At 61.9% G+C, this 11339-nt stretch carries 7 protein-coding genes; 4 read left to right on the top strand and 3 right to left on the bottom strand.

Translation table 11 applies throughout. From position 1 onward, the window contains the following. Nucleotides 1-236 precede the first annotated feature (236 nt). On the bottom strand, nt 237-1172 hold the full coding sequence (locus DK871_RS24750; protein WP_161906980.1) for a LysR family transcriptional regulator: 936 nt from the start codon (nt 1170-1172) through the stop codon (nt 237-239). Between the two features lie 151 nt (nt 1173-1323). On the opposite strand from DK871_RS24750, the gene DK871_RS24755 reads away from it, so the two are divergent. Next, complete coding sequence (locus tag DK871_RS24755) at nt 1324-2553, top strand: acyl-CoA dehydrogenase (RefSeq protein ID WP_034127914.1); 1230 nt, start codon at nt 1324-1326, stop codon at nt 2551-2553. A gap of 125 nt (nt 2554-2678) precedes the next feature. On the opposite strand, the gene DK871_RS24760 is transcribed toward DK871_RS24755, so the two are convergent. Together DK871_RS24760 and xthA are read right to left on the bottom strand one after the other, a co-directional pair. Beyond that, nucleotides 2679-4010 carry a substrate-binding domain-containing protein gene (locus tag DK871_RS24760; protein ID WP_161906981.1) on the bottom strand — a complete coding sequence of 444 codons (1332 nt, stop codon included), beginning with the start codon at nt 4008-4010 and terminating at the stop codon, nt 2679-2681. A 195-nt stretch (nt 4011-4205) separates the two neighbouring features. Then, nucleotides 4206-5018, bottom strand: coding sequence for an exodeoxyribonuclease III (gene xthA / locus DK871_RS24765; RefSeq protein WP_047711179.1), 813 nt, complete (start codon nt 5016-5018; stop codon nt 4206-4208). Between the two features lie 166 nt (nt 5019-5184). On the opposite strand from xthA, the gene DK871_RS24770 reads away from it, so the two are divergent. The 3 genes from DK871_RS24770 (at nt 5185) to DK871_RS24780 (ending at nt 11313) form a co-directional block, all read left to right on the top strand. Then, nucleotides 5185-5835 (top strand): N-acetyltransferase, encoded by a 651-nt coding sequence (locus tag DK871_RS24770; RefSeq protein ID WP_161906982.1) that lies wholly within the window; start codon nt 5185-5187, stop codon nt 5833-5835. A 64-nt stretch (nt 5836-5899) separates the two neighbouring features. Continuing rightward, complete coding sequence (locus DK871_RS24775; RefSeq protein ID WP_161906983.1) at nt 5900-7627, top strand: autotransporter assembly complex family protein; 1728 nt, start codon at nt 5900-5902, stop codon at nt 7625-7627. Next, nucleotides 7627-11313, top strand: a complete 3687-nt coding sequence (locus DK871_RS24780; RefSeq protein ID WP_161906984.1) for a translocation/assembly module TamB domain-containing protein — start codon at nt 7627-7629, stop codon at nt 11311-11313. The genes DK871_RS24775 and DK871_RS24780 overlap by 1 nt, the downstream gene beginning before the upstream one ends. Nucleotides 11314-11339 lie beyond the last annotated feature (26 nt).

Genomic DNA, 11339 nt, shown 5'->3' on the forward strand with positions numbered 1-11339 from the left:
CAGGGCGGAACCCTAGGTGGCCGTTACCGCAGGAATGGATATGTACTCGGTATAACGATGTCGACTGTAAGACCGTCATCGCAGGCAAGCCAGCTCCCACATTTGGATCACGGTGCGTCAGTTAGATCAGCGTCGGCTGTCAGGCCGTCACGGGAGCAAGCTCCCTCGCCACAGGTTCGGCGTCATACCGAAGTTGTGTAGATACCTATGCGCTCACAGGGGGTAGCCCTTCAACTTCAAGCCTGTTGTTTATCCAACTTCTTTTCCTGGGCCGTCACCTGCTGGCACATCTCGATCATCTGTTCACGCATCCAGCGGTTTGCAGGGTCCTGGTCGGTGCTTTCATGCCAGTACAAATGGGTTTCCAGCGGCGGCACGCTGTTGACTGGCAGTTGGAACCAGTGCAGTTCATGACGACGGGCGAAACGCTCGGGCACGGTCATCACCATGTCGGTCTGTTGCAATACCTGATAGGCCATCAGGTAGTGCTGGGAACGCAGGGCGATCTTGCGCTGGATGCCCATCTTGCCCAGGGCCAGGTCCACATAACCCAAACCGTTGCGGCGGCTGGAGATATGGATATGGGTCAGCGACAAGTAATCATCCAGGCTGAATTTGTCCTTGCCCGCCATCGGGTGGCCCTTGCGCATGGCACACACGTAGCGATCTTCCATCAGCTTGACGTGACGCACCTGCGGGTCGGTGTTGAGCGGGGCATCCACGGCAAAGTCCAGGCGCCCGGCGGCCAGTTCCTTGGTGGTTTCGCGGCGTTTGGACAGGAAGCTCTCGATGACTACGGTCGGCGCCAGGCGGCGCAGGCGCTGGAACAGCGGCGGCAGGATCACGGCTTCGGTCAGGTCGGTCATGCTGATGCGGTAGGTCTTGGCCGCCTGCTGTGGGTTGAAAATTCTGCTTTCCTGCACCGACACCCGCAGCAACGACAACGCATTGCGCACCGGGCCGATGATGTTCTGTGCCATAGGCGTAGGCACCATGCCTTGGGCGGTGCGCACGAACAGCGGGTCGTTGAAGGTCTCGCGCAACCGTGCCAGGGCGTTGGACACCGCCGGTTGGGTGATGCCGACGATCTGCCCGGCGCGGGTCAGGTTGGCTTCGGTGTAGATCGCATCGAAGACGATGAAGAGGTTGAGATCGACCTTGCTCAGATTCATTTCGTTGCGCTCTTATTGTTAGGTGCTCATGCGCCGATCATATATCGGTGATGAATGTTAATACACGCCGAGAATAGGCTAGGTAAATTATCAGCGCTGTTCTAGCATCGAATGCATGACCTAAACAACCTCTCAGAGAAGGGAGCTGCTCATGGATTTCGCCTATTCGCCCAAGGTTCAGGAACTGCGTGAACGCGTCACTGCGTTCATGGACGCTTATGTCTACCCGGCCGAACCGGTGTTTGAACGCCAGGTCAGCGAAGGTGATCGCTGGCAGCCCACGGCGATCATGGAAGAGCTCAAGGCCAAGGCGAAGGCCGAGGGCTTGTGGAACCTGTTCCTGCCCGAATCCGAACTGGGCGCCGGCCTGACCAACCTCGAATACGCACCTTTGGCGGAAATCATGGGCCGCTCATTGCTCGGCCCGGAGCCGTTCAACTGCTCCGCCCCGGACACCGGCAATATGGAAGTGCTGGTGCGCTACGCCAACGAAGAGCAGAAGCAGCGCTGGCTCGAACCCCTGCTGCGCGGCGAGATTCGCTCGGCCTTCGCCATGACCGAACCGGATGTGGCGTCCTCGGACGCCACCAACATGGCCGCCCGCGCCGAACGCCAGGGCGACGAGTGGGTGATCAACGGCAAGAAGTGGTGGACCTCCGGCGCCTGCGACCCACGCTGCAAGATCCTGATCTTCATGGGCCTGAGCAACCCCGACGCTCCGCGCCATCAGCAGCACTCAATGATCCTTGTGCCGGTCGATACCCCAGGCGTGAAAATCCTGCGGCCGCTGCCGGTATTCGGCTACGACGATGCGCCCCACGGCCACGCCGAAGTGCTGTTCGACAATGTGCGCGTGCCGTATGAAAACGTGTTGCTGGGTGAAGGCCGTGGCTTTGAGATTGCCCAGGGCCGCCTTGGCCCAGGCCGCATTCACCACTGCATGCGTTCGGTCGGCATGGCCGAACGCGCATTGGAGTTGATGTGCAAACGTTCGGTCAGCCGCACCGCGTTCGGCAAGCCCTTGGCGCGGTTGGGGGGCAATATCGACAAGATCGCCGACTCACGCATGGAAATTGACATGGCCCGCCTGCTGACCTTGAAAGCGGCGTACATGATGGACACTGTGGGCAACAAAGTGGCGAAAAGCGAAATTGCCCAGATCAAGGTGGTGGCGCCGAATGTGGCCTTGAAGGTCATCGACCGCGCGATCCAGATGCACGGCGGCGCCGGGGTTTCCAATGATTTTCCGCTGGCCTATATGTACGCCATGCAACGCACCCTGCGCCTGGCCGACGGCCCGGACGAAGTGCACCGCGCGGCGATTGGCAAGTTCGAGATTGGCAAATATGTGCCGCGGGAATTGATGCGCGGCGGGCAGTAACAGCGCTTCGCCTGTGTTCGCGAGCAAGCCCGCTCCCACATTCGACCGTATTCTCAAGTTGGAAATCGGTCGAGTGTGGGGCTTGCTCGCGAAGAGGCCAGTGCCCACCACACAAAATTCAAGCCTCAGTACACCCACACCTCCACCCGCCGATTCTTGATCCGCCCCTCATCCGCCGTATTGGCCGCCACCGGCATCTGCGCGCCAAACCCGCGAATATCCCTCAGCACCACGCCGCCCTTGACCAGCTCCCGGCGCACTGCCATCGCCCGCAATTTCGACAACAAGGCCGCACGTTGCGGGTCGTTCTTGGTATCGCCAAACCCCACCAGCGTCACCTGTTTATCCAGTTTGCCGTGGCTTCTGATATAGGCCACCACCCGCTGCACATCTTGGCGAGCCTTGTTGTCGAGGCTGGCGCTGCCCTCATCGAAGCGAAAATTCACCGTCAGGCGCTGAGCGTCACGGGCGATGGCCTGGTAGTCGTCGGGCATCGACGGGCGCGGCGTCACGCTAATCGCTTGCACCTGCTGGGCGATAAAGCCATTGGCCGCCACCATCGCCTGGCCCTTGCTGCTTTGGGTAAACTCCACCAACGCCTTGGCCCACGGGTTGCGGGAAGAGGGCGGCAAGTAGAAGAACAGCCGACGTGACAGCGGGTAATCTTCGGTGGCGATCAGGCTGGTCAGCGGCAGCATCGATTGCGAATCGCCATCGGCAATCGCCAACGCCTTGGCCTGGCGCACAGAGGGCAGGCCGATAAAGCCGATGCCTTGCGGGTCCTGGCTCACCGCATCGGACAGCTGTTCGCTGGATTCAAAGCGCTTGGCCGACGGCGCGAGCGGTTGGCCGCGGCGGCTCAGCACCAGTTCCCGAAAGGTGTCGAAGGTGCCGGATTGATCATCCCGTGCATATAAATGAATGGCCCCGCCTGTACCGCCCAGTGCCTCCCAGGTGCTGACTTCGCCGTTGAAGATCTGCGCCAATTGTTCGGTGGTCAGGGTACTGAGCGGGTTACGCGGGTTGACGATGATTGCCAGGCCATCGATGGCGATCACATGTTCGGCGCCTGGGCTTTTCAAGTCACCTAAGGGGTCGAGGTCCACCAACTCGTTGTCTTTGATCGGGCGGGACGCTGCGGCGAGGTCGGCGCGGTTGTTTTTCAGCGCCGTAAAGCCGGTGCTGGAACCGTGGGCCGCCACCTCGATGGTGACCGTCTGGCCTTGTCGTGTCTTGCCGACCACGCGCTGTTCATTGGCCCCCGCACCCGCTTCAGCGTGTACGTCCTGCAAACCCTGATGCTCCATCAAACCCTTGACCAGCGCCGGGCCGAGTGCTGCGCCGATGGTGTTGGAGCCCTGGATGCGCAGGGCCGGGCCTTGGTCGGGAATGGGCAGAGGGGCCGCCACGGCGGGGAGGGCGATTGCACAACACAGGAACAGAACGCGCAGCATCATGCCGGCACCTTCTCAAGCCAAAGGGAGTGCCGCAAGATTAAGTCAGTTGGATTGCAGCCATATGACCGACACGGGGCTGGCACCCCTGATCTCCTGTAGGAGCGAGCTTGCTCGCGAAAAACGTCAACGATAACGCGGGCTTCTCGAATAAACGCGGCGCCCTCAAGTTCTTCGCGAGCAAGCTCGCGCCTACAATCAGCTCAGCTCCAGCCAGATCGGCGCATGGTCCGACGGTTTCTCCAACCCGCGCAAATCGTAATCCACCCCGGCATCCTTGACCCGTGGCACCAAACCAGTGGATGCCATGATCACGTCAATGCGCAACCCACGCTTGGGCTCGTCCTCAAACCCACGGCTGCGGTAATCGAACCAGCTGAAGCGGTCGGTCACGTCCGGGTTGAGGTGGCGGAAGCTGTCCACCAGGCCCCAGTTCTTCAGGCGCTCCATCCACTCGCGTTCTTCCGGCAGGAAGCTGCACTTGCCGGTTTTCAGCCAGCGCTTGGCGTTGTCGGCGCCGATGCCGATGTCGCAGTCTTGCGGCGAGATGTTCACGTCGCCCATCACCACCAGTGCCTGGTCGTTGCTGAACTGGGTTTCCAGCAGGTGCTGCAAGTCTGCATAGAAGCGCTGCTTGGCCGGGAACTTGGTCGGGTGGTCGCGGCTTTCGCCTTGGGGGAAGTAGCCGTTCATGATGGTCACCGGCTGGCCGTTTTCATCGGCGAAGGTGCCCCAGATAAACCGGCGCTGGGCGTCCTCTTCATCGCTGGCAAAGCCTTTGTGCACGCTCAACGCTTCTTTGCGCGAGAGCAGGGCCACGCCGTAGTGGCCTTTCTGCCCGTGGTAGTACACGTGATAACCCAGGGCCTGCACTTCGGCCAAGGGGAACTGATCATCGTGAACCTTGGTTTCCTGCAAACCGATCACGTCCGGTTGATGCTTTTCAATCAGCGCCGCCAACTGATGAGGGCGAGCACGCAGCCCATTGATATTGAAGGAGACGATTTTCATGGTCGGCAGTCCAGTCTGGCAAAAGGGCGATGCTAGCCGACAAGTCGGGCGGGGGCCAGCGTGGCGATAGGGTGAATGCACTGCTAATGTGGGAACGACTGGAGCTGTGCAGGTTCGTACCCATAAGAACGCCATGTTTGAGTGGCGCCCAGGGAGATTGATTGTTATGCCAGACACTTCGACGGCCACTGCCGAAATCCGCCTGCTCAATAGCGGCTACTCCCGTGAAGCGCGATCCCTGCTGTACCAGGCGTATCGCCATGAACCGACCTTCGCCTATATCTTCGAAGCCGAGCGGCCAGGCTATGAGCAGCGGGTACGTGCCACTGTGCGCGAACTGGTCAAGCAGCACTTCTTCCAGAAACTCCCGGCCATCGGCCTGTTCGTCAACGACCGACTGATCGGCATTGCCCTGATTGCACCGCCCCAGCGGCGCCTGGGCATCACCGAAAGCTGGGCCTGGCAAATCCGTATGTGGCTGAGCACCGGTGTGCGCGGTACGCGGCGTTACCTGGAATACCATCATGCCGTCATGGCGTGCCTGCCCAACGCGTCTGTGCATGTGCTGCCGCTGCTGGGCATTCACCCGCAGTTCCAGGGCAAGCACCATGGCGAGCAGTTGCTGGAAGCGGTACACAATTGGTGTGCCGACGACCCGCATTCATCCGGCGTGGTGCTCGACACCGGCAACTCCCGTTACCTGGATTTCTACAAGCGCCAAGGCTATGAGGAAATCGGCGAAGTCGCCGTAGGGCCGGTGCGCGAGCATGTGTTTTTCCATCCCAATCCCCAGGCGTTACATCCTGCAACGGCTTAGAACAGAATTATTCAGACTAATCCTGGTTCAAAGTTCCTCCCTCGCTCGTGTAGCATCCGCGCCTATGAAGTTTCCAGGAAGATTTACCAGCGGCTTGATTCTGCTGTTCACAAGCTGCGGCGCATTGGCGCAAAGCGAACTGGACGTGCGGATCAAACCCTCAAACGACGCGCTGAAAGCCAACATCGAAGGCTATATCGGCGGGGTAGGCGATCGTGATGAAGAAGCCTTGCTGCGGTTCAGCCGTGGCGCCGAGGAGCAGGCGCGTAAAGCCGCGCAGGCCCTAGGCTACTATCAGCCACAGATCGCCAGCGATGTGAAGGGCGGCAAGAATCCGCGCCTGACCCTCACCATCGACCCCGGCGAACCGGTGCATTTGCGCAACGTGACTCTGCGTGTCGATGGCCCGGCTGCGAGCTTGAAGGCGTTTCGCGTGCCCGCCAGCGACGACCTCAAATCCGGCGCCGTGCTCAACCACGGCCATTACGAAGACGCCAAGCGCCTGATCCAGAACCAGGCCTCGCGCTACGGCTTTTTCAGCGGCCGATTCACTAGCCAGAAACTTGCCGTGGACCCTCAAGCGGGCGTGGCCGATATCGAACTCATTTACGACAGCGGCCCGCGCTACAGCATGGGCAAAGTCAGTTTTACCGGTGACACGCCCTTTGATGAAGAGCTGTTGCAGCGCATGGTGCCGTTCAAACCCGGCACGCCCTACGACTCCGAGCTGGTCGCCGAACTCAACCAGAACCTGCAAGCCAGCGGCTTTTTTGAAGGCGTGCGCGTGGATGCCAGCCCCACCGCCGCCACCGATGCCGTGATCCCGGTGGCGGTGCAACTAGACACCCGCAAGCCGCGCACCATGGGCCTGGGCCTGGGTTACTCCACCGACGTCGGCCCACGGGGCAAAGCCAACTGGACGCGCCATTGGGTCAACCCCCAGGGCCACAGTTATGGCTGGGAAGCCGAACTGTCGGCGCCGCGGCAGAACGTCGGGCTGTGGTACGACATCCCGCTCGACCCGCCGCTCACCGACAAACTGCGCTTTGCCGGCGGCTACCAGAATGAAGAGATCGCCAACACTGATACCCTGAGCAAGTTGCTCACCATCGGCCCCGAATGGCACAGCAAGTTGCCCAGTGGCTGGACACGGGTGATCTCCCTCAAGTACCAGCGCGAAGAATATCGCCTGGGCAATGATTCGGGCCTGAGTAACCTGCTGATGCCGGGTGTGAGTTATTCCTATCTGCGCAGTGATAACCGCATCGACCCGCACCATGGCTACCGGCTGATGTTCGACACCAAGGTCGCCAAAGAGGGCCTTGGGTCCGACACCAACCTGCTTTACGGCACGGCGACCATCAAGGGCCTGACCACTTTGTGGGATAACCACCGCTTCCTGGGCCGTGCGCAGTTTGGCGGCAGTGCCACCAATGGCTACCAATCCGTGCCGCCGTCGCTGCGCTTCTTTGCCGGTGGTGATCAGAGCGTGCGCGGCTACGAGTACCAGACGCTGTCCCCCGAGAACGATCGCAGCGATCGCATCGGTGGCCGCTACATGGTGGCCTTGAGCGCCGAGTATCAATATTCCATCACCGACAAATGGCGTATCGCGACCTTTGTCGACCAGGGCAACTCCTTCAACAACCTGGAGCTGCCCAGCCTGAAAACCGGTGTGGGCGTCGGCGTGCGCTGGGTGTCGCCGGTGGGGCCGATTCGCCTCGACCTGGCCCATGCCCTCGAAGATCCGGGCGGCATTCGCTTGCACTTTTCCATGGGGCCTGAGCTGTGATGCGTGGTTTGAAAATAGCGGGGCTGGCGTTGGTCGCCATCCTCGCCTTGCTGTTTGTGGCGCTGTGGTCGGTGCTCGGCACCCAGGCGGGCAGTCGCTGGGCCCTGGGCCAGGTGCCAGGTTTGAGCGTGGAAAATTTCCAGGGCCGCCTGGGCGGGCAGTGGAGCGCCGATCATCTGCTGTGGCAGCAGGACGGCAGCCGCGTCGAGCTGAATGCACCGACGTTTGACTGGTCGCCCGGCTGCCTACTGCGCATGACCCTGTGCATCAACCGACTGGATGTGGAACAGGTCAGCCTTGCATTCGCCCCCAGTGCCGAAGAGAGCGACAGCGGGCCGATTCAACTGCCCGACCTGAAACTGCCGGTTGCCCTGCAGTTGGGCGATGTGCGCATCGGCAGCCTGCTGTTCAACGGCAGTGAAGAACTCAAGGGCCTGCAATTGGCCGCGCACTGGACCGCCGCCGGCTTGCAGATCGACTCGGTGCATCTGCAGCGCGACGATCTGGTGCTGGACCTCGCCGGCCTGCTGCAACCTACCGGCGATTGGCCGCTGAATGCCACCGGCAACCTGAGCTTGCCCTACGCGCCGGGCGGCGCACCCTGGACCATCGCCCTCAAGCTCGACGGCGACCTGCTCAAAACCCTCAAGCTCGACGCCGACAGCCGCGGCTACCTGCCGGCCAAGCTCACTGGCGAGCTGCAACCCCTGGTGGAACACCTGCCGGCGCAGGTGCACATCACCTCCGAGTCGTTCAAACCCAGCGCAGACCTGCCCGATACCTTGCAACTCAACCAACTGGACCTGAGTGCCAAAGGCGACCTGAGCAATGGCTACCAGTTGTTGGGCAAGGCCGTGCTGCCGGCCGAAAAAGGCCCGGTGGATTTACTGCTCAAGGGCAAGGTTGACGCCAAGGGCGCGCAGATCGCCGGCCTGGACCTGACGGCCGGCGACAAGCAAAGCCTCAAGCTCAGTGCCAACCTGGACTGGCAACAAGGCTTCAGCGCGGATGCAAAGATCGACTGGCTGGACTTCCCTTGGCATCGCCTCTATCCCGTCATCGACGAACCGCAAGTGGCCTTGCGCACGTTCAACGGCGAAGTCTCCTATAAGGACGGCAACTACCTGGGCAACCTCAAGGCCGACCTCGATGGCCCGGCGGGCAAGTTCAATGTGGTCACCCCCTTCAGCGGCGACCTCAAGCAAGTCTTCCTGCCTGAGCTGAAGCTGAGTGCCGGCCAGGGCAAGGCAGAAGGCCACCTGAACCTGCAATTCGCCGACGGCATTGCCTGGGACACCGCCCTGGATCTGTCGGCGCTGAACCCGGCCTACTGGGTCGCGGAGCTGCCCGGCACCCTGGCCGGGCCACTGCGCAGTAAAGGCGAGTTCAAAAATGAACAGCTCAAGCTCAACGCCGACCTCGACCTCAAGGGCCGCCTGCGTGGCCAAACCGCCGTGCTCGCGGCCAAGGCCGAAGGCGCCGGCGAACAATGGACCCTCGCCAACCTGGACATCCGCCTGGGCGACAACCGCATCAACGGCAGCGGCAGCCTGCAACAGCGCCTGGCCGGGCAGATCGACGTCAAGCTGGCACGCCTGGCCCAGCTCTGGCCGCAACTGCGCGGGCAAGTCAACGGGCGTGTCGAGGTGGCCGGCACCTTGAAAGCCCCTCAAGGCAAGCTCGACCTCAAGGGCCAGCAACTGGCCTTTGCCGACAACCGCCTGCAAAGCCTCAACCTGGACGCCAACCTCGATAGCGCCCAACGCGCCAAGCTCGACCTCAAGGCCAGCGGCATTCAAAGCGGCGAGACGCAAGTCGGCACCCTCACTGCCAGCGCCCAGGGCGATATCAAGAGCCAGAAGGTCCAGCTGGCTCTGACTGGCCCGCTGGTCAAACTGGCCCTGGCCCTGGACGGCAACCTCGACAAAGACAACTGGCGCGGGCGCCTGGCCAGTGGCGACGTGCAAGCCGGTGGCCAGGACTGGCGGCTGCAAGCCCCGGCGAAGATCGAACGCCTGGCCGATGGCAAGCTGACCTTTGGCGCACACTGCTGGGTCTCCGGCGGCGCCAGCCTGTGTGGCGAAGACCAGCGCCTGATGCCCGAGCCGAAGCTGCGCTACCACCTCAAGCAATTCCCCCTCGACAGCCTCGCGGCCTTCTTGCCCAAAGACTTCGCCTGGCAGGGCAGGCTCAACGCCGATGTGCAACTGGACCTGCCGCAGAGCGGCCCAAAAGGCGTGGTCGCGGTGGACGCCAGTGGCGGCACCCTGCGCGTGCGCGACAAGGGCCAGTGGCTGGATTTCCCCTACGACACCCTGAAACTGGAAACCACCCTTAACCCCAAGCGCATCGACACCCAGCTGAATTTCCGTGGCGGCAAGCTCGGCGAGTTGTTGTTGCAGGCGCAGATCAACCCGCTGCCGAACAACAAACCGATCACTGGCACCTTCAGCCTCGCTGGCCTGGACCTCTCTGTAGCGCGGCCCTTTGTGCCCATGGTGGAAAAGCTCACCGGCAAGCTCAACGGCAGCGGCCGCATCTCCGGCGGCTTGCTCGCGCCCTTGGTCAACGGCAACCTCAACCTGGTGGGCGGCGAAGTCTCCGGGCCCGAACTGCCCATCAGCCTCGAGGGCCTGAACCTGCAGGCGCAGATCGCCGGCGAAAGCGTGCAGCTCAACGGCGGCTGGCACAGCGGCAAGGCCGGGCAGGGCAGCCTCACGGGCCAGATCGACTGGGGCCGCGCTTTGGTGGTCGACCTCAGCCTCAAAGGCTCGCAACTGCCGGTCACCGTGGAACCCTACGCCAAGCTGGAAGTAGCGCCCGACCTGAAGATCAGCCTCAAGGACGACAAACTGGCGATTGCCGGCAAAGTCCACATCCCCCGTGGCGATATCACCGTGCGCGAACTGCCGCCTTCGACGGTCAAGGTGTCCGACGACACGGTGATCATCGGCAGCCAGACCGAAGAGGGCAAACCGCCGATGGCCATGGCGATGGATATCGACGTGGAGGTGGGTGAAGACCAGCTCAACTTCGCCGGCTTCGGCCTCACCGCCAAGGTCCAGGGCCATGTGCATATCGGCGACAACATGGACACCCGTGGTGAGCTATGGCTCAACGACGGCCGCTACCGCGCCTATGGCCAGCGCCTCAACGTGCGGCGTGCACGACTGTTGTTTGCCGGGCCGCTGGATCAACCGTTCCTAGATATTGAAGCTGTGCGTGTGGTGGTCGAATCGTCCCGCACCGTGACCGCTGGTATTCGCCTGAGCGGCAGCGCCGAACAGCCGACTACGCAGATCTTCTCCGAGCCGGCCATGGCCCAGGAAGATGCGCTGTCGTACCTGGTGCTGGGCCGTTCGCGCACCAACACCGGCGAAGACAACAACATGCTCGCCGAAGCCGCCTTGGGCCTGGGCTTGATGGGCAGCGCCGGGGTGACCACGGATATCGCCAATAAGCTGGGGATTCAGGATTTTGATCTGGACACCCAGGGCACCGGCAACAGTACGGCGGTGGTCGCGAGCGGCAAGATCAACGAGAAGCTCAGCCTGCGTTACGGGGTAGGGGTGTTCGAGCCGGCTAACACCATTGCGTTGCGTTATTTGTTGAGCAAGAAGGTCTATCTTGAAGTGGCGACGGGTGTGGCCAGCTCCCTGGATATTTTCTACAAACGCGACTTCTAAACCTTGCCCGATCAAAAAATGTAGGA

It is taken from the genome of Pseudomonas sp. L13, from assembly GCF_009935965.1.
GTDB classification, from domain to species: Bacteria; Pseudomonadota; Gammaproteobacteria; order Pseudomonadales; family Pseudomonadaceae; genus Aquipseudomonas; species Aquipseudomonas lactis.

Bases quoted from the DNA above. Each gene is read 5' to 3' on its own strand.
- DK871_RS24780 (WP_161906984.1), top strand. From the start codon at position 7,627: ATGCGTGGTTTGAAAATAGCGGGGCTGGCGTTGGTCGCCATCCTCGCC.
- DK871_RS24770 (WP_161906982.1), top strand. From the start codon at position 5,185: ATGCCAGACACTTCGACGGCCACTGCCGAAATCCGCCTGCTCAATAGC.
- DK871_RS24775 (WP_161906983.1), top strand. From the start codon at position 5,900: ATGAAGTTTCCAGGAAGATTTACCAGCGGCTTGATTCTGCTGTTCACA.
- DK871_RS24755 (WP_034127914.1), top strand. From the start codon at position 1,324: ATGGATTTCGCCTATTCGCCCAAGGTTCAGGAACTGCGTGAACGCGTC.
- DK871_RS24760 (WP_161906981.1), bottom strand. From the start codon at position 4,010: ATGATGCTGCGCGTTCTGTTCCTGTGTTGTGCAATCGCCCTCCCCGCC.
- xthA (WP_047711179.1), bottom strand. From the start codon at position 5,018: ATGAAAATCGTCTCCTTCAATATCAATGGGCTGCGTGCTCGCCCTCAT.
- DK871_RS24750 (WP_161906980.1), bottom strand. From the start codon at position 1,172: ATGAATCTGAGCAAGGTCGATCTCAACCTCTTCATCGTCTTCGATGCG.